The following is a 19,438-nucleotide window of genomic DNA, read 5'->3' on the forward strand; positions in this document are numbered from 1 at the left end:
TGCCCGGGGCCAGCCGGACAACAAAACGCCGCTCCCGAAGGAGCGGCGTTTTTTATGCGTTGATTGCTGTCAGCCAGAAACGTTGCCAGCCGGAAACGAGGTCAGCCAGAAGCGCCGCCGGTCGGCTACCAGTCGCCTTCCTCTTCATCATCGGCCACCTGGCGGCCAAAGGCGCGCCATTGCTCCAGCGTCATGACTTCGGTCAGCTCGGTTTGCAGATCATGCACGATCAAAAGCTCACCGCGCTCGAGCTGAGCGCTGACCTCGCCAATCCAGCCGCGCTCGCCCTCGCCGGTATCGGTCGTGTCATAGCCCTGACGGGTGACGAACTCGGCCAATAGCCGATTCAGCGTGTCCGCAGGCAGCATGCGCGAAGGGACTTCCACGAATCTTCCACTGCTCATGACGCGTTCTCCGATGACGGGGCACTTTCAAGCTGGTTCAAAAGCGCCAGCAGGGCCTGTTCACTCATGACCTCAACGCCCAGCTGTTGGGCCTTTTCAAGCTTGCTGCCGGCGGCCTCACCGGCGACCACCGCGTGCGTCTTTTTCGAGACGCTGCCGCTGACCTTCGCGCCCAGCGCCACCAGCCGCGCTTTCGCCTCATCGCGCGTCAGCGTCTCGAGCGTGCCGGTGAGCACCCAGGTCTGTCCGACCAGCGGCTGTTCGCGCTCACCGACCTCGACTTCTTCCCAGTCGATGCCGACGCGCATCAGGTCCTCGATCGTTTCGCGGTTATGCGCCTCGGCAAAAAAGTTGTGAATATGGCCGGCCACGATCGGGCCAATATCGGCCACAGCTTCCAGCGCTTCCCGCGAGGCGTCCATGATCCGCTGCAGCTCGCCAAAGTGCAGCACCAGCGCATTGGCGGTCGCCTCGCCGACCTCAGTGATCCCCAGGGCATAAATAAAGCGCGCCAGCGTGGTATGCCTTGAGCGCGCAAGCGAGGCCACCAGATTATCGGCCGATTTCTGCGCCATGCGCGGCAGCTCGGCAAGCTTCGCCGCCTCGAGACGAAACAGGTCGGCCGGGGTGGTCACCCATTCGTGCTCGACCAGCGCATCGATCAGTTTGGTGCCCAGCCCGTCGATATCCAGCGCTCGACGGCTGGCAAAGTGCTTGAGCGCCTCCTTGCGCTGGGCCGGACAAAACAGTCCACCCGAACAGCGGGCATCCACCTCATCACCCAGACGTTCCACTTTTGAATCGCAGACCGGGCACTGCTCGGGCATCTCGATGGCTTGTGTATTCTCCGGGCGGGCCTCAAGGACCACACTGACAATCTGCGGAATGACATCACCGGCGCGGCGGATGATCACGGTGTCATTGATACGAGCATCAAGGCGTTCGATCTCATCCATGTTGTGCAGTGTGGCATTCGACACCGTCACGCCTGCCACCTGTACGGGTTCAAGACGGGCCACCGGCGTCAGCCGCCCGGTGCGCCCGACCTGAAAGGTGACATCCCGAATGATCGTGGTCTGCTCCTGGGCGGGGAACTTGAATGCCATTGCCCAGCGTGGCGCACGCGACACAAAACCAAGCTCGCGCTGGGCACGCAGATCATCGACCTTGAGGACGGCGCCGTCGATATCGTAATCCAGCTGCTCACGGCGCTTGCCCATACTTTCGCAGAAATCGATCAGCCCATCGGCGCCCGTGACCACATCGATCTCGGGGCTGGCGCGAAATCCGAACTCGCGAAGCTGCTGCATCAGTGCCGAGTGACTGGGCTTGAGCCACGCCTCATCAATACGGGCCACCTGATAGGCGCAAAACTCCAGCGGCCGGGCGGCGGCAATCCCGGGGTCGAGCTGACGCAGGCTGCCGGCGGCGGCATTACGCGGGTTGGCAAACACCTTGCTGTCTTTTGCTCTGGCGTCGTCGTTGAGCTTCTCAAAACCGGAGTGGCTCATGTACACCTCGCCGCGCACTTCAAGAAGTGCTGGCAGGTCGTCGCCCAAAAGTCTGAGCGGAATGGATCTGAGCGTGCGCAGGTTGGCCGTAATGCCCTCGCCGGTACGCCCGTCGCCGCGGGTCGCGCCCTGGACCAGCAGACCGTTTTCATAGACCAGCGACACCGCCAGCCCGTCCAGCTTGGGCTCGCAGCAAAACCGAACCGTTTGCTCGTCGGTTTCAAGGCGCTCGGCCACCCGACGGGCGAAGGCACGCACCTCCTGCTCGTCAAAGGCATTATCCAGCGACAGCATGGCCACAGCGTGCTGCACCTCGGGAAATCCCTCGGCCGGCGGTGCCCCCACGCGCTGGGTCGGGGAATCCGGCGTTACCTGCTCGGGATGCTCGGCTTCAAGCACCTGAAGCCGTCTCAGCAGGCGGTCATACTCGACATCGGGGATGCTCGGTGCATCCTCGACATAATAGCGATAGTTAGCCTGCTCGAGCTGCGCGCGAAGTGTTCTGATCTCATCAATAACCGGGTCAGCGCTTTTTTTTGCACACATGGCAGTGATTTGTTCCGTTTGACATGACCACCGGTGACCGGTGGCCGCAACATGGGTCAGCCTGCAGCAACAGGATCATGATAGACGGCACTGAAATGATCAGGGGGCCCGAAGGCCCCCATGACACGTAGGGTGTTGCTCGCCGCCCTAATGGGGCTGATGGTGCAGCCGCCAGCGACGTTCGAACTCGTGCACCCGTTGACGGGCAAACTCCACGGTCTGCCCGGTCATGACGCTGTGGTTTTCATCCTTGAGCTCGCCGCCCAGGTTGCGCACCAGCACCATGGCCGTTTCAAACATGGCTTCAAACGCCTCACGCGAGGATTCGGCACTGGGCATCGGCATCAAAAAGGTCACCCCGGGCGTGGCGTCTTCTTCCATGATTTCCAGATCGAAGGTGCCGGGCTTGACGACGTTGACCATCGAAAACTGCAGCGGGCTCTGACTGGACTCGGTCTCAAAGCGATGGAAAACACCGCGCTCATCGAGTCTCAGACCGCAGGCCAGCACCAGCTGAAGCAAATCGGGGCCGTGGAAGCCGTCCTCATCGCGGGACATGACGCTGATGACCACGATCTCTTCGGCGTCTTTCAGTGCCATACGCGCCGACTCTCCCTCGATCATGCCGCGCGCGGCACGCTCCAGAACCGGATGACGTGATGCCCAGCGTGCGCTGTCAAACTGCGAACGCGATGCCGGCATTTCCTCGGGCGCCGGCGCCTCGTCAACGGGCGCCATATCCATCTCATCGAAGTCGACATCATCGCGTGGCGGATCACGACGCTCGTGGCGGGCGAACAGCGGATCATCCTCGTCAAAAGCCTCCTCGTGAGCGGCCGGGCGCGCCGGCGCCTTTTCACGCGAGGGCGTGTCACGAGGCATCTTTTCTCGAGCGGGTTCTGCGGCGCGCGCATTCCTGCGCAATTCACGCTGGCCTTCGCCAAACGCAAAGACCGATTTCAGGCGACGGGCAAATTCGTCACGACGACGCGGCGGCAGGTCATCCATCATATCGTCGTCATGGTCATGATCATGGTCCAGTCGATCATCGACCCCACGCGGATCATGACGCTCACGTGAGCGAGAGGCCGGCATGTCGCGCTCGTCATCGATGTCTTCATCGATGTCTTCATGATGGCCACGATCAGGATCGCGATCCCAATCGCGCTCGATATCCTGATCCCGCGCCTCAAGGTCAGGGTCATCGAAACGATCCTCGTGCTCCCCCAGGGAGATCACGCGGGCGCCACCGTTGGGCAGCTCCCAGTTCATGCGCTCTTCACGCTCGACGTCCTGCTGATCGCGTGCCGGTGTACTGGTGTCGATATCTCGTGAAAGGTCCATGCGCAGGCCACGTCGTTGCCGCTGCAGGCGCCGTACACCGTCCACCAGAATAATGGCGACGAGAACCAGCCCCAGGATAATGAGCCACTCTCTCAATTCCATGTAATCATGCCTGTTGTTGGCACCATGCCAAACCCGGACATGGCGCGATCGCCTTTCGAATAAATGGACGAATGTCTTTCACGACCCTGAACCTGCCTCTGTCGGCGTGAAAGCTGTCGTCCGATGACAGCAATATGACGTCAATAACCCATATTGCGCAATCGCCCTTCGATTATATCCCTGCGAGACTTCCCGCCGCCAGGACCCGGCATTCAGGATTCCGCCAGCGTTGACCCTTGACGTCATGCTTCTACAAGCTCGGCGGCTTCCTCCACGCCCACCGACACCAGGCGAGACACGCCCGGCTCCTGCATGGTGACACCCATCAGGCGGTCTGCTGCCTCCATGGCAATCTTGTTGTGTGTAATGTAGATAAACTGCACGTTTTGCGACATCTCGCGAACCAGTTTCGCATAACGCCCCACGTTGGCGTCATCCAGCGGGGCATCCACCTCATCGAGCATGCAAAAGGGTGCCGGATTGAGCTGGAAGATCGCAAATACCAGAGACAGCGCCGTGAGCGTCTTTTCTCCCCCGGAGAGCAGATGAATGGTGCTGTTTTTCTTCCCCGGCGGCGTTGCCATGATGGCCACCCCGGTTTCCAGCAGATCATCACCGGTCAGCGTCAGCCAGGCTGCGCCGCCGCCAAACACACGCGGAAACAGCTCGCCCAGACGCTCGTTGACCTCTTCAAAGACCTTTTTAAAGCGTGTGCGCGTTTCCTGATCGATCTTTTTGATCGCCTGAGTCAGGGTATCGAGCGCCTCGGTCAGCTCGGCATGCTGCCCCTGCAGATAATCACGACGCTCAAGCTGCTGCTCATACTCTTCAATGGCGGCCAGGTTGATGGCCCCCAGCCGACGAATCTTGTCGCTGACCGATTCCAGCTCCTCCTGCCAGACCTGCTCGGAGGCCCCGGCGGCCAGTCCTTCTGCCAGAGTGGCGCTGTCGTGGCCAAGCTCCACGACCTGCTGCTCCTGGGCTTCTGCCTTGAGTCGCAGGGCCTGAACGTCCATGCGCTCGGCTTCAAGCTGCTCACGCAGGGTTTCAAGCTCGCGTTCATGGCCCTGACGCTTTTGTTCCAGCTCTCGCATGGTATTGCCAATGGCACTGGCCTCGTTACGACATTCGTTGAGCAGCTGCTCCTCGCGGGTGCGTTGATGCAGCGCCTCATCAAGGGACTCGCGCAGCATCTCCAGCGGCTCGAACGCTTCTTCACGCTGCTCGCGCAGCATCTCGCGCTTCTCTTCAAGACGCGCGCGCTGATCACCGGCGCGGGCACGCTGGCCTTCGATGCCCTGAAGCTCGGTGCTCAGGCGCTGACGTTCAAGCTCCAGCGTATTGATGGCCTCTCGTGCCGGTGCCAGGCGTGCATTGACGGCCTCGCGCGCCTCGCGGGTGTCACGGCGCGCTCGCTCAAGTTGCTGACGCTGGGCATCGTTGTCTTCGACGGTCTCAAGCGCCTGATCCCACTGCTCGCGCGCCTGCTCATGGTTCAACCGGTGCTCCTCGAGCTGTTCACGCATGAGCGCAAGCTCTTCTTCCAGCTCGCTGTCACGACTTCGCAGGTGCTCAAGCCGGGTTCCCAGCTTCGAGGCTTCCAGCGCCAGCGTCTGACGCCCCTGCTGCTGCTGACGCTGATGCGCATAGAGGGTTTCCAGCGCCTCGCCGTCCCGGGTGCGCTGGCTGCGCAGCTGTTCGATCTGCGCCTCGCGCTCCGCCATTGTCTGCTCAAGCTCGGCAAGCTCCAGGTCGATGCGATCACGGCGCTGTCGATTGGCCACGACACTGCCGGTCTGCGCATCGCCACTTTGAAGATGTGCCCAGTGACGGCCCAGCCAGAGACCGGACGGCGCAATCACGCTCTCACCGGCCGCCAGATGTTCGCGGGCACGCCAGGCACCGGCATCATCCTCGGCCGTGGTGACTCGCGCCAGCAGCGCACTCAGTGCCTCGGCACCGGTCACCCTGGCGGCCAGCGAGCCGTCAGGGGCCACTGATGTCGGCGCATGCTCATCGAGCAGGGTCAGTGCCCCGCCCGGCAGCGCCTGCAGCACTGCCTGAGCGTGCTCATCATCGACCACCCGCGCCGCCAGCCAGGGGCCAAGCACCACATCGACAGCGGCCTCCCAGCCGGTCTCGACGTCAAGACGTTCGGCAAGCTGCGGAGCGTCGGCCAGTTCAAACGCACTCAGATGGGCATCAAGCGCCTCATCACCGCTGTCCAGTGCGGCCCGAATCAGGGCTTCAAGCGACGCGCGCTCGCCCTGCAGCGCACTGCGTCGGTTCTGATGCTCATCCCGTGCGGTGGCCAGCGTCTGAAGCCGGGCTTCCACCTCCTCGAGCGCCTGTTTCAGTTCAAGCCTTCGCGACTCATCACTGTCGATTTCGAGATCAAGCTCGGCCAGCCGTTCGGCGGCCATCTCGCGCTCTTCTACCAGCGCGTTCTGTTCGGGCAGCTCGTCACGCTGCTTCTGGCGCTGGGCGATACGTGTGTTGAGTTCATTGATGACGGCCTCAAGGCGTCGTACCTCGCTCTGGGCGCGCTCGGCGCTACGCGTGGCGTTTTGATGCTGTTCGCTGAAGGCCTCCCAGGCCTCGAGCGCGGCCTGCTCGCGCTCGGAGGCGTCTTCAAGCCCGGCCTCGACCATCTCGAAAGCCTCGCGCGCAGCCTCGAGTTCAGGCGTCAGTGCCGCCAGGCGTGACGTGATGTCCTGATAGCGCACGTCATCTTCACCAGCCAGACGAGCAAGATCGGTCAGGTCCCGATCAATGGCGGCAATGTCGGCCTCGCTTTGCTGCTCGCGCGCCCGGGCACTCTCAAGCTGTTGCTCCATTCGAGCGATGGCGGCACCGGTGTCATAGAAGGCGCGCTGGCGTGTATCCAGCGTCTGGGCCAGATCATCGTGTTGACTGCGGGACTGCTCGAGACGATTTTCGCTTTCGCGCATGCCCAGCACGTTACGCTCGACGCTGTTTTCCAGCTCGCGAACCCGGGTGTCACGCGTTTGCTGCTGCTCGCGAAGGGCGCGGGCACGAATGAGGGCCAGCTCGCCCTTGAGACGATGCTCGCGCCCTTTCAGCTCACGGTAGCGTTTGGCGGCCTCGGCCTGACGCTTGAGACGCTCGAGCTGCTTGTCGAGTTCTTCGCGAAGGTCATCGAGGCGTTCGAGATTTTCGGTGGTGCGGCGCATGCGATTTTCGGTTTCGCGGCGACGCTCCTTGTAGCGCGAGATGCCGGCGGCCTCTTCCAGCGTGGCGCGCAGCTCCTCGGGGCGCGCCTCGACCAGCCGTGAGATCATGCCCTGACCGATGATGGCGTAGGAGCGCGGCCCAAGGCCCGTGCCCAGAAAGAGATCGGCGATATCGCGACGGCGGCACTTCTGGCCGTTGAAGAAATACTGGGACTGCCCGTCACGGGTGACGAGCCGGCGTACGGCAATCTCGGCGTACTGCGCCCAGGCCCCGCCCAGCTTGCCTTCGCGATTGTCAAAGATCAGCTCGATCGAGGCCTGCCCGACCGGCTTGCGCCCGGTCGAGCCATTGAAAATGACATCCGCCATCGATTCGCCGCGCAGGTACTTGGCCGAGGACTCGCCCATCACCCAGCGCACGGCATCGATGACATTGGACTTGCCACAGCCGTTGGGGCCGACAATGGCGGTCATGTCGGTATCAAAGGGGACTGTCACCGGGTCGACAAAGGATTTGAAGCCGACCAGTTTGATCGATGTCAGGCGCATTCCAGTGGACAGCTCCGGGAACAGGTCAATCGGCGGGTGCCGGGCGGCGACACATCGGGGTCGCAGGCGCCGGACAGCGCCGCGGCAAAGCGCGCCACTCTACTACGATTGGCAGGCTTTCTCCATGTCAATGACTACCGTCACCGTATGGTTTCGGTTACCTTTGAAAGGTTGCCCGTGACACTGTTTGCATACCTGCCTACCAGGGTGATGTTCGTGTCACGCGCCCCTTGCGACGACGCATCATGTGTCGCCGGTCATGTGTCAGCCCATCGGATGCCCCTTCAGGGAGTTGCCTTATGTCAGCCCATACCGAGCCACGCTTTTTGCACCGCATGCCCAACATTCCGCTGGTCGAGGATGCCTGGGAGGAGATCGATGCCAGCGAGCTGGTGGATGTTCCGCTGCTGGGCACCGTCTCGGCCGGCATGCCGATGGAAGTCTGTGCCGACAATGAAACGGTGCGCATCCCCTCGCGCATGGTGCGACGCAATACCTACGCCCTGCGGGTACGTGGCGACTCGATGATTGACTGCAACATCCATGACGGCGACATCATTATTATCGAAAAGCTCGAATCCGCCGAAAATGGCGAGACGGCCGTGGTGCTGATCAACAATCAGGAAGTCACCCTTAAAAAGGTCTACATCGACAAGTCGGGCGTACGCCTGCAGCCGGCCAACACCACCATGCCGCCGATCTATCTGAAAAACGATGACATTCAGGTACTGGGGCTGGTGATGGGTGTGGCCCGCCGCCCCGCCAACACGCCCGTCAATGCCGCCTGACATGCGCTACCCGATTCCCTGTCTCGACAACGCGCCCTGGCTTGAAAAGAGCCTTGAGGTACAAAAAAGCCGCTTCATCGCACGCGTGGCTCATGTGACCACGCCTGAACAGGCCCAGCAGTTGATCGACCAGGCACGTCTTGATCATCCGGACGCCTCACATCACTGCTCGGCCTTTATCGCCGGCCCGCCGGGGGAGCAAAACGCCATCGGTTTTTCAGATGATGGCGAGCCCGGCGGCACGGCCGGGCGCCCCATGTATCAGGCGCTGGAAGGCAGCGGCCTGGGGCAGACGGCCAGCGTCATCATCCGCTATTTTGGCGGCACCAAACTGGGCACCGGCGGACTGGTACGCGCCTACTCGAAAGCACTGCTTCAGGCGCTTGAAAGCCTACCCACCCGGGAATATGTCACGCGCCGCCCGCTGTGGCTGACCACGGATTTTGCACTGGAACACGAGCTGCGCCGCTGGGCCGAGCTCAATGACGCCCCTGTCGATCAAGCGCTGCACAACGCCGACGGCGTCACGATCACCCTTGCCTGGCCAATGGATCAGACCCCCGATCTCGAGGGGCTCAATTCGCGCCTCAAGGGCCGACTGATCTGTCACGATGAGCGACCGGGCACACCGGCCTGATGGCCGCACCGCCGACATTTAACCAATAACAATTGCGCCATCAGCGTGGCTGGCAAGAGAGGCCTCATGCATCACGTCTTTTCACACCATAATCCCTATCCTTCCTGTCGCAGTGCGACCTATGCCCGCCACGGCATGGTCGCAGCCTCGCAGCCCCAGGCCGCGCAGGTTGGGCGTGACATTCTGGCCGCCGGTGGCAATGCCGTCGACGCCGCCATTGCCACGGCCGCCGCGCTTACCGTGGTCGAGCCGACCGGCAACGGCATTGGCGGCGATGCCTTCGCCCTGGTATGGATGCAGGATGAGGATGGAAGCGGCCAGCTGCACGGCCTGAATGCCAGCGGCGTCTCCCCGAAGGCGCTGACCCGCGAGGCCGTGATCAGGGCTGGCCATGAACAGATGCCGCTTTATGGCTGGACGCCGGTCACGGTCCCCGGCACCCCTTCGGCCTGGGCGGCGCTGTCCGAGCGCTTTGGCAGGTTACCCTTCGACGCGCTGCTGGCACCGGCCATTCGACTGGCCCGCGAAGGCTTTCCGGTGTCACCGGCGATCAGTGAGCAGTGGCAGCGCGCCGAAAGGCGCTTTCGACCGACGTTCACCGACCCCGCCACGCAGGAATGGTTTTCACTGTTCACTCCCGAAGGACATGCCCCGCAGCCCGGTGAGCTGTTCAAAAGTGAACGCCACGCCGCCACGCTTGAATCGCTGGCACAAAGTCGCTGTGAGAGCTTCTATCGTGGCGAGCTGGCCGAAAAGATCGATGTCTTTTCACGCGCCACAGGCGGCTATCTGCGCGCATCGGATCTGGCAGCGCATCAGGTCGAGTGGGTCGACCCCATCAGCGTGAACTATCGCGGTGTGGAGGTATGGGAGATTCCACCCAACGGTCAGGGCATTGTGGCGCTGATGGGTCTCAACATCATGAACGGCTTTGATGATCTGCATGCCCGCGATGACATTACCGTGCTGCACCGCCAGTGCGAGGCCATCAAGCTGGCCTATGCCGACGGCCATGCCTTTGTGACCCATGCCGAACACATGACCACCCGCATCGAGGACCTGCTCAGCGAGCGCTATGCCACCGGCCGCCGCAACGAGATCACCGAGACCGCCATGACGCCGGCCCCCGGTGCACCGCATGCCGGCGGCACGGTCTATCTGGCCACTGCCGATGGCGAGGGCAACATGGTCTCGTTCATTCAGAGCAACTATCACAACTTTGGCTCGGGCGTCGTGGTGCCGGAGACCGGCATCGCCCTGCACAACCGCGGTCACGGTTTCAGCCTTGAGGCCGATCACGTCAATGTGGTGGCGCCGTCCAAGAAGACCTTTCATACCATCATTCCCGGCTTTTTGACTCAAAACGGCCGGGCGCTCGGCCCCTTCGGCGTGATGGGCGGCTTCATGCAGCCCCAGGGCCACATGCAGGTGGTCATGAACCTGCTCGATTTCGGCCTCAACCCGCAGGCGGCGCTGGATGCCCCGCGCTGGCAGTGGACCGGCGGGCGCCGGATCAGCGTAGAGCACGGCTACCCCACCCACCTGCTGCGCGAGATGAGCCGTCGCGGCCACGAGATCGACTACGCGTTTGACCTGACCGGCTTCGGCCGCGGCCAGATCATCCTGCGCGACCCGGCCACCGGCATTTTATGCGGGGGCACCGAGCCGCGTACCGACTCGGCCATTGCGGTACTCTGAACGTGTAGCGGCCAACCACCTGTTGTTCTCTCGTGATCACCGGCGGCGTCTGGCGCCGGTGAAAACGTGCACGCCGCTTGTCATTGTGATCAACATGCCTATGATGGCGGCGCCAGTCACGACTATCGCGGACCCCCAGCCATGCCAGCCACGCCCTTTTGTGTTTCCACGGCCGATGCCTCACCCCGGGCCGGCCTGATCGGTCTTGCACCCATGGAGGGCGTGATCGATGCCCTGACCCGTGAGCTGCTGACCGAGCTGGGGGGATTCGACTGGAGCGTGACCGAATTCGTACGCGTGACGGATGCCCGCCTGCCACCGCGGGTCTTTCAACGTATTTGCCCGGAGCTGGATCGCAACAGCCGTACACCCAGCGGCACGCCGGTCTATCTGCAGCTGCTGGGCGCTCAGCCTGACAAGCTCGGCGAGAATGCCCGGGTGGCCGCGGCACTTGGGGCACCGGTCATCGACATGAACTTTGGCTGTCCGGCCAAGACGGTCAACCGTCATGATGGAGGCGCAGCCCTGTTGCGCACACCAGAGCGTGTTTATCGAGCCGTACAGGGCGTTTATGGCGCCCTTGAAGGCACCGATGTCCCGGTAACCGCCAAGCTGCGCCTCGGGTTCGAGGACAAGACTCTGGCCCTGGAATGTGCACGTGCGGCAGAAGACGGCGGCGCCCGGCGCCTGGTGGTGCATGCTCGCACTCGTCGCGAAGGCTATCGCCCGCCTGCGCACTGGGAGTGGGTCAGCCGCATTCGCGAGCAGGCCGGCGTGCCGGTCGTGGTCAATGGCGATATCTGGACACTGGAGGCGTACTGGCAGGCCCGCGAGGTGAGCGGCTGTCAGGACGTCATGCTGGGACGGGCAGCACTGGCGGATCCATGGCTGGCAAAACGTATCCGTCACTGGCAACTCACCGGCGAGCGTCTGCCGGACACGCGCTGGCAGGACCGCAGCGCCCTGCTGGCCGCCTACGTGCAGCGCATTGACCCTGCCCTGCCCTCGAAGGTCGTGGTGTCGCTTTTAAAACAGTGGCTCAACATCATGCGCCAGCACGACCCGGAAGCCGGCGTGCACTTTCAAAGGCTTCGCCGGATTACGGCGCTTGATGAGTTCATGACGGCCCTGCAGGAAGAGGTATCGCCCTCGGAAGCCGAGACGTCCTTCTCGTCCTGATGAACTGAATCGAAGGGAAGACATGCCCTGGCGCCAATGACAACGGCGCGGGGAATCTGGCGTTGAAACGCAGAAAGCCCCGTCCTTTCGGACGGGGCTTTGAAATCTGGCGCGCCCGGGAGGATTCGAACCTCCGACCCCCTGATTCGTAGTCAGGTACTCTATCCAGCTGAGCTACGGGCGCAGATAAAACAATTTCCAATTCTGTGTGCTGATGGCGCGCCCGGGAGGATTCGAACCTCCGACCCCCTGATTCGTAGTCAGGTACTCTATCCAGCTGAGCTACGGGCGCAACAAAAGTACAGCAGTTTGAATGTCATGTTCGCCGATTAGAGCGGGCCTTTCGACATTCAATACCAATGATGGCGGAGAGAGAGGGATTCGAACCCTCGATAGGGCTATAAACCCTATACTCCCTTAGCAGGGGAGCGCCTTCAGCCACTCGGCCATCTCTCCTCGATCGGTACGGCGCGCATATTACCTGGTTTGCGCTTACCTGTCCAGCCTCAAGTCAAAAATTCTTTTGATTCAATATATTTGGCCGGATGGCAGCGAAAGCGCGCGCCTTTCAGACAGGATCGTTCTCGCTGTCGATATCACTCTTTTCCAGCTGGATGCGCTGATAAATCTCTTCGCGATGCACGGAGACATTCTTGGGCGCGTTAACACCCAGGCGGACCTGATTGCCCTTGACGCCGAGCACGGTCACGGTAATTTCATCGCCAACCATGAGTGTCTCACCCACGCGGCGAGTCAGGATGAGCATTGCGACCTCCTTTTCATTGCTGCTTCCCTATACATATATGCATATAGATCGTGCACCGGACTGATTTAAGCGGGGCATTATGCGACAAGCCGAACCACGATCCAACCTGTGTTATCCCGACCGCTTCTCTTTACCGGTACACGATCACTGGTTCAGTGTGGCAGAAAGCCTCACAAGCACCAGCATATGACGCAGCATTACCGTGTTTTTTAGTGTTCTTCGCTCACATCGGCCTTATCAAGACCAAAAGCGGTATGCAGCGAGCGCACGGCAAGTTCGAGAAACTTCTCGTCAATAACGACAGAGATCTTGATCTCTGAAGTCGACACCATGCGAATGTTGATGCCTTCATCGGCCAGCACTCGAAACATCCGGCTGGCAACGCCTGCATGCGAGCGCATCCCTACCCCGACCAGCGACACCTTGGCGATCTTGTCATCCCCGCGCACTTCCCCCCCGCCCAGCGACGGAATGACCTGCTCCTGCAGGATGCGCTGCGTCTGACGAAAGTCATTTTTCGCCACCGTAAAGGTGAAATCGGTGTAGCCACCCGTGGGAGCGACATTTTGCACAATCATGTCGACTTCAATATTGGCATCCGAAATCGGCCCCAGAATGCGCGAGGCAACACCGGGAACATCGGGCGTGCTCAAAACGGTCAGCTTGGCTTCATTGTTATTGAAGGCGATACCCGAGATCAGTGGCTCTTCCATGTTGGAAATCTCTTCATCTGCAGTAATCAGGGTTCCCGGGCCATCCTCGAAGGAGGACAAAACGCGCAGCGGGACGTTGTACTTGCCGGCAAATTCGACGGCACGAATCTGAAGCACCTTGGAGCCCAGACTGGCCATCTCCAGCATTTCCTCGACCGTAATGCTTTCCAGTCGACGTGCCTTGGCGCAGACGCGTGGATCGGTGGTATAGACGCCATCGACATCGGTATAGATCTGGCACTCATCGGCCTTGAGGGCGGCAGCCAGTGCTACCCCGGTCGTATCGGAGCCGCCGCGACCCAGCGTTGTGATGTTGCCTTCGCTGTCGACGCCCTGAAAGCCTGCCACGACCACGACCTTTCCTTCATCAAGGTCGGCACGCAGCTCATCGGTCTCGATCTGCTGAATACGAGCACGGGTATGGGCACTATCCGTGCGAATGCCGATCTGGGCACCGGTATAGGACGTTGCTTTGACGCCCAGCTGGTGCAGGGCCATGGCCAGCAGCGAAATCGTCACCTGTTCACCGGTGGAAACCAGCATGTCCATTTCGCGCGGCGTGGGTTCTTCGTTGATCTGTGAAGCCATTTCGATCAAACGATTGGTTTCACCGCTCATGGCCGACACCACCACCACGATCTGGTGGCCCTGATCACGAAACCCCTTGACCTTCTCGGCTACCGCCTTGATTCGCTCGACGCTGCCTACCGAGGTGCCGCCGAATTTTTGTACGTAAAGCGCCATAGATGTCCCTTTGGTTGGTGTATTGAACCATCACCCTTCAAGTGTTTCGGAAACCCACTGACGCGCTGCCTGCAGCGCATTATCCACGCCGCTGACGTCGCTGCCGCCGGCCTGGGCCATGTCGGCACGACCGCCACCGCGCCCGCCTACCATCGGGGCGATGGCACTGACGAGACTGCCGGCGCTGAGTCTATCTACCAGATCCTTCGTGACACCGGCGATCAGATTCACCTTGTCATCGCCGGCCACGGCCAGAACGATCACGCCCGAACCGAGCCGGCTTTTCATTTGGTCCATGACGCCACGAAGCTCCTTCGCGCCCACGCCTTCAAGCTGACGGATCAGAACGCGCACACCGCCGATCTCTTCGGCCGCGTCCAGCAGGTCATTGCCCGCCTGGCTGGCCAGTTTGGCCCGATTGCGCTCAATTTCGCGTTCAAGCTCACGGTTGCGCTCCAAAAGCGTGCTGACCCGTGATTCAAGCTGATCGGGGCGTGCGCGCACCTGGTCGGCCAGGCGCGATACCAGCGCCTGCTGGTCGCGGAACCAGCGCAGTGTTGCATGACCGGAGATGGCCTCGATTCGACGCACCCCTGCCGCAACGCCGGCCTCGCTGACCAGCCGGAACGGGCCGATATCGCCGGTACGCATGACGTGAGTACCGCCACAAAGCTCGATGGAGAAGTCATCGCTGCCCATGGTCAGCACACGCACGCTCTCGCCATACTTGGCTTCAAACAAGGCCTGAGCACCCAGCTTGCGCGCCTCATCCAGTGTCATCAGCTGTGTGGTCACCGGCGTATTGGCCATGACCTGCTCATTGACCATGGCCTCGACGCGCTCGAGCTCATCCGGCGTCATGGCCTCGTTATGGCTGAAGTCAAAGCGTAGCCGCTCATCGCCCACCTGTGAGCCCTTCTGCTGCACATGGGTGCCCAGCACGCGGCGCAGAGCTTCATGCAGCAGGTGCGTGGCCGAGTGATTACGCATGATGGCGTGACGGGTCGGCACCTCGACACGGGCCTCGACTCTGGCCTGCGCGGGCAGGATGCCTTCACTGACCTCGCCCAGATGCACGAAGTGCTGGCCACGCTTTTGCGTATCGCGCACGTTGAAGACGGCGCCCGGCAGCGTGAGGGTGCCGCGATCACCGACCTGCCCCCCGGATTCGGCGTAGAACGGCGTCTCGTCCAGCACGACGGCGCCACTCTGGCCGGCTTCGAGCTGATCGACCTGCCGGCCGTCGTCATCAAGCAGGGTCAGCACCTGTGCTCCCGAGGCCAGACGCTCGCGCCCGACAAACTCGGTGGCGCCATCAAGATTGATATCGGCCTCGATGCGCGCTCCGAACTGACTGGCCGCGCGGGCACGCTCGCGCTGTGCCTCGAGCTCGCGCTGAAAGCCGGCTTCATCAAGGACAATGTCACGCTCGCGAGCAATATCGGCGGTCAGGTCGTAGGGAAAGCCGTAGGTGTCATACAGCTTGAAGATGGTCTCGCCATTCAGCTCGTTGGACTCGAGATCGGCCAGCGCCTCATCAAGCAGGCGCATGCCATGGTCCAGCGTGCGGGCAAACTGCTCTTCTTCCTTGAGCAGTACCCTTTCGATCTGCTCCCGACGCGCGCGCAGCTCGGGATAGGCCTCACCCATCTCTTCATCCAGTGCTGCCACCAGACGATGGAAGAAGGGTTCACGCACGCCCAGCTTGTGACCGTGACGAACGGCGCGGCGGATGATACGGCGCAGCACATAGCCACGGCCTTCATTGGAAGGCATGACGCCATCCACGATCAAAAAGGCGCATGAGCGGATGTGGTCGGCAATGACGCGCAGTGACGGCTGATGAATATCGTTTTGGCCGGCAATGTTGGCAGCAGACGCCAGCAGGCGCTTGAAAAGGTCGATCTCGTAGTTGGAATGCACGCCCTGCATGACCGCGGCGATACGCTCAAGTCCCATGCCGGTATCGATGGAAGGACTGGGCAGCGGCGTCATGTTGCCCTGAGCATCACGATCATACTGCATGAAAACCAGGTTCCAGATCTCGATGTAGCGATCGCCATCTTCATCCGGACTTCCCGGAGGGCCACCAAAGACGTCCGGGCCATGGTCGAAAAAGATTTCCGAACACGGGCCACAGGGTCCGGTTTCGCCCATCTGCCAGAAGTTGTCTTCATCCAGACGCGAGAAGCGCTCGGCGCTGACGCCCACGTCGTTGAGCCAGATATCGGCGGCCTCATCATCACTGACATGCACCGTGACCCAGAGTTTCTCGGCAGGAAGGCCCAGGTTGACGGTCAGAAACTGCCAGGCGTAATGGATGGCCTCACGCTTGAAATAGTCGCCAAAACTGAAGTTGCCCAGCATTTCGAACAGGGTGTGATGGCGCGCGGTATACCCGACGTTGTCCAGGTCATTGTGCTTGCCACCGGCACGCACGCAGCGCTGCGCCGACGTGGCACGCACATAGGGCCTGGGGTCACGGCCCAGAAAGACATCCTTGAAAGGCACCATACCGGCATTGGTGAAAAGCAGCGTGGGGTCGTTGTCCGGTACCAGCGAGCTGGAAGGCACCTGGGTGTGGCCGTGCTGTTCAAAAAAATTCAGAAATGCTTGTCGTATGTCGGCGCTTTTCATGGGCTTCCCGTAAACAATGGGTCAGGTCATTTGAATGAGGCAACGAGCGATGCATCAAACGATGGGTGCACGGCAACCGTCGCCTGTCGTCAACATGCGCCTCGAGGGGTGACCCTCATGGTCTTCCGGTCTCGCCTGTAGGCATGCGACAGGAGCAGGCTCACGGCAAGACGAATTTTGGCGGCTTAATGTATCAGTATGTCGCCTTGTGGTGCGACAGTCCTTATGCGCTCCATTTTGCCTCATGCCGGGCGTGACTGCGAAGCCAAAGGGTCATGAAGGCCAGGCCAGCCGCATGGCATTGTTGCATTGCTGACCGTCAAACCCACGCGATGCCAGAAAGCGCTGGCGTTTTGCCCGGGCCTTCATGTCCTCTCCGGGACCCTCAAAGCGTCGCCTGAGCGCCTCGGCGGCCAATGACGTCCAGTCGGCATCGCTGTCTTCCAGCGCCTGAGCAATCATGTCGCGCTCAATGCCCCGCCCACCCAGTTCTGCGCTGATCTTGCGCGGCCCCTGCAGACGCGCGATGCGGGAGCGAACGAAATGCTCAACAAAGCGGGCGTCGGACTGAAAATCATCTTCAGCAAGACGATCCAGCAGCGCATTGACCTCATCAGGGGCATGATCATGACGCAGCAGACGTTCCTCGAGCTCACTGCGGGTGTATTCGCGCCGGGCCAGCAGCGCGATGGCCTCTTCATAAGGCGTTCTTTGTGACATCACTGCCCTCTGCGTTTCATGTTCATTGCATCAAAAAGGGGCACGCTCCATGAGCGTGCCCCTTTACATACCACAATCAGATTTGGATACCACAGTCAGAAAATAGCGACCTACAGAAGCTCTTCGCCGTTGGCATCAGCATCTGCTGGTGCTTCTGACTCTTCCGCCTTTTCTTCTTCCTTCGATTTCGGCGTCGCCAGCAGCTGACCGCGGATCGCGTCCTCGATCTCCTGCATTACCGCCGGGTTGTCTTCAAGATACTGGGCAGCATTGGCCTTGCCCTGCCCGATCTTGTTGCCCTTGTAGCTGTACCAGGCGCCGGCCTTGTTGACCAGGCTGCACTGGACGCCAAGATCGACCACTTCACCGGCATGGTAGATGCCCTTGCCGTACATGATCTGGAACTCGGCCTGACGAAACGGCGGGGCCACCTTGTTCTTGACGACCTTGACGCGGGTTTCGTTGCCCACGGCTTCATCGCCCTGCTTGACCGAACCGGTACGGCGAATGTCCAGACGCACACTTGAGTAGAACTTGAGCGCGTTACCGCCGGTGGTCGTTTCGGGGTTACCGAACATGACACCGATTTTCATGCGGATCTGGTTGACGAACATCACCATGCAGTTGGCATTCTTGATGTGTCCGGTCACCTTGCGCAGCGCCTGAGACATGAGACGCGCCTGAAGGCCAACGTGGGAATCGCCCATTTCGCCTTCGATCTCGGCACGCGGTGTCAGTGCAGCGACCGAGTCGACCACGATAACATCCACACCGCCGGAGCGGACCAGCATGTCGCAGATCTCGAGTGCCTGCTCACCGGTATCGGGCTGCGAGACCAGCATGTCATCAAGATTGACGCCCAGCTTCTCGGCATAAGCGGGGTCGAGTGCGTGCTCGGCATCGATGAACGCACAGGTCTTGCCCTGCTTCTGCGCCTGAGCAATCACTGACAGGGTGATGGTGGTCTTGCCCGAAGCTTCGGGCCCGAAAATTTCGACGATACGCCCGTAGGGCAGCCCGCCGATGCCAAGGGCAATATCAAGCCCCAGCGAACCGGTCGAAACGGCGGGAAGGGCCACGCGGGGCGTATCGCCCATGCGCATGACCGCACCCTTGCCGAACTGACGTTCAATCTGGGACAGCGCTGCGTTAAGCGCCTTGGAGCGATTGTCATCCTGTGCCATGTTGGCCCTCCTGTCGGGTCAGCCTGACGCTGATACGCCATTAAGCTGTATGCTTATCCAGTATTTTAAACCAAAAAAATGATCTGTCACATCCTTTTGGTGACTTATTTCATCATACGACCGTGACGCTCGGCTCAATACAGGGACGCGTCAGTCGAAGGGACGCTCTTCCAGCCGCTCGATCAGGCCCTTGAGGGCCAGGGCGACCGCTTCACGACGTACATCAAGGCGCTCGCCGTTAAGGCGGTAACATTGAGCCTGGCTCTGGGTAGCATTGCCCCAGGCCAGCCACACGGTACCGACCGGCTTGTCAGGCGTGCCGCCTCCGGGACCCGCCACGCCGCTGATCGCCACGCCCAGGTCCGCGCCGCTGTCACGACAGGCACCGCGCACCATTTCATGCACCACGGTTTCGCTGACCGCGCCGAAAAGTTCCAGCGACACCGAAGACACCCCCAGCAGTCGCTGCTTGGCGCTGTTGGCATAGGTGATATAGCCGGTTTCAAAACATGCCGAACTGCCGGCAATATCGGTAATGGCGCGCGCCACGCCGCCACCGGTACAGGATTCGGCGGTGGTCAGCACCACACGCTGCTGCTGACAGAGCATGCACAGCCGGCTGGCCAGCTCCTGTATGCCTGATGCTGTTGCCATGACGATTCCTGCCCGTTACATCCCATTCAGATAGGTCCATGGTACTTGATTGCCCCCTCGAAAGGGAC

14 protein-coding genes and 3 tRNA genes are annotated in these 19,438 nt (G+C 61.2%); 4 read left to right on the forward strand and 13 right to left on the reverse strand.

The genetic code is table 11. From position 1 onward, the window contains the following. Positions 1–125: 125 nt before the first annotated feature. The 4 genes from ACUN8C_RS11705 to smc all read right to left on the reverse strand — a co-directional run bounded on the left by ACUN8C_RS11705 (position 126) and on the right by smc (position 7,650). The gene (locus ACUN8C_RS11705) at positions 126–404 is read right to left on the reverse strand and encodes a YheU family protein (protein WP_299261475.1); all 279 of its coding nucleotides are present in this window, start codon (positions 402–404) and stop codon (positions 126–128) included. Then, positions 401–2,461: an NAD-dependent DNA ligase LigA gene (gene ligA, locus ACUN8C_RS11710; protein WP_445619382.1), complete on the reverse strand. Its 2,061-nt coding sequence runs from the start codon at positions 2,459–2,461 to the stop codon at positions 401–403. The genes ACUN8C_RS11705 and ligA overlap by 4 nt, the downstream gene beginning before the upstream one ends. Positions 2,462–2,608: 147 nt before the next feature. Continuing rightward, positions 2,609–3,907, reverse strand: a complete 1,299-nt coding sequence (locus tag ACUN8C_RS11715) for a cell division protein ZipA (protein WP_445619383.1) — start codon at positions 3,905–3,907, stop codon at positions 2,609–2,611. Between the two features lie 242 nt (positions 3,908–4,149). Further along, positions 4,150–7,650: a chromosome segregation protein SMC gene (gene smc / locus ACUN8C_RS11720; RefSeq protein WP_445619384.1), complete on the reverse strand. Its 3,501-nt coding sequence runs from the start codon at positions 7,648–7,650 to the stop codon at positions 4,150–4,152. Positions 7,651–7,949: 299 nt separating this feature from the next. Between smc and ACUN8C_RS11725 the strand changes: the two genes are divergently transcribed. From ACUN8C_RS11725 to ACUN8C_RS11740, 4 genes are all read left to right on the forward strand, one after another. Further along, positions 7,950–8,438 carry a LexA family protein gene (locus tag ACUN8C_RS11725; RefSeq protein ID WP_445619385.1) on the forward strand — a complete coding sequence of 163 codons (489 nt, stop codon included), beginning with the start codon at positions 7,950–7,952 and terminating at the stop codon, positions 8,436–8,438. A 1-nt stretch (position 8,439) separates the two neighbouring features. Then, positions 8,440–9,075, forward strand: coding sequence for an IMPACT family protein (locus ACUN8C_RS11730; RefSeq protein WP_445619386.1), 636 nt, complete (start codon positions 8,440–8,442; stop codon positions 9,073–9,075). Between the two features lie 66 nt (positions 9,076–9,141). Next, complete coding sequence (locus tag ACUN8C_RS11735; protein WP_445619387.1) at positions 9,142–10,773, forward strand: gamma-glutamyltransferase family protein; 1,632 nt, start codon at positions 9,142–9,144, stop codon at positions 10,771–10,773. A gap of 213 nt (positions 10,774–10,986) precedes the next feature. Further along, the gene (locus ACUN8C_RS11740) at positions 10,987–11,952 is read left to right on the forward strand and encodes a tRNA dihydrouridine synthase (RefSeq protein WP_445621857.1); all 966 of its coding nucleotides are present in this window, start codon (positions 10,987–10,989) and stop codon (positions 11,950–11,952) included. Positions 11,953–12,059: 107 nt separating this feature from the next. Here the strand turns inward: ACUN8C_RS11740 and ACUN8C_RS11745 are convergent. The 9 genes from ACUN8C_RS11745 to ACUN8C_RS11785 all read right to left on the reverse strand — a co-directional run bounded on the left by ACUN8C_RS11745 (position 12,060) and on the right by ACUN8C_RS11785 (position 19,370). Then, a tRNA-Arg gene (locus ACUN8C_RS11745) sits at positions 12,060–12,136 on the reverse strand. A gap of 31 nt (positions 12,137–12,167) precedes the next feature. Continuing rightward, positions 12,168–12,244, reverse strand: a tRNA-Arg gene (locus tag ACUN8C_RS11750). Positions 12,245–12,315: 71 nt separating this feature from the next. Continuing rightward, positions 12,316–12,408: transfer RNA gene (locus ACUN8C_RS11755), tRNA-Ser, on the reverse strand. A gap of 112 nt (positions 12,409–12,520) precedes the next feature. Continuing rightward, positions 12,521–12,718, reverse strand: a complete 198-nt coding sequence (csrA, locus tag ACUN8C_RS11760; protein WP_108842639.1) for a carbon storage regulator CsrA — start codon at positions 12,716–12,718, stop codon at positions 12,521–12,523. A gap of 209 nt (positions 12,719–12,927) precedes the next feature. Beyond that, positions 12,928–14,175 carry an aspartate kinase gene (locus tag ACUN8C_RS11765; protein WP_108842640.1) on the reverse strand — a complete coding sequence of 416 codons (1,248 nt, stop codon included), beginning with the start codon at positions 14,173–14,175 and terminating at the stop codon, positions 12,928–12,930. A 30-nt stretch (positions 14,176–14,205) separates the two neighbouring features. Beyond that, positions 14,206–16,812 (reverse strand): alanine--tRNA ligase, encoded by a 2,607-nt coding sequence (alaS, locus tag ACUN8C_RS11770; protein ID WP_445619388.1) that lies wholly within the window; start codon positions 16,810–16,812, stop codon positions 14,206–14,208. A gap of 273 nt (positions 16,813–17,085) precedes the next feature. Continuing rightward, positions 17,086–17,532, reverse strand: coding sequence for a regulatory protein RecX (locus ACUN8C_RS11775; RefSeq protein WP_445619389.1), 447 nt, complete (start codon positions 17,530–17,532; stop codon positions 17,086–17,088). 110 nt (positions 17,533–17,642) lie between these two features. Then, a complete protein-coding gene (gene recA, locus ACUN8C_RS11780; RefSeq protein WP_445619390.1) occupies positions 17,643–18,716 on the reverse strand; it encodes a recombinase RecA in 1,074 nt (357 codons plus the stop codon). A gap of 150 nt (positions 18,717–18,866) precedes the next feature. Further along, entirely contained in the window at positions 18,867–19,370 is a 504-nt protein-coding gene (locus tag ACUN8C_RS11785) for a CinA family protein (protein WP_445619391.1), read from the reverse strand. Between the last annotated feature and the right edge of the window lie 68 nt (positions 19,371–19,438).

This window comes from Kushneria sp. Sum13, assembly GCF_052692355.1.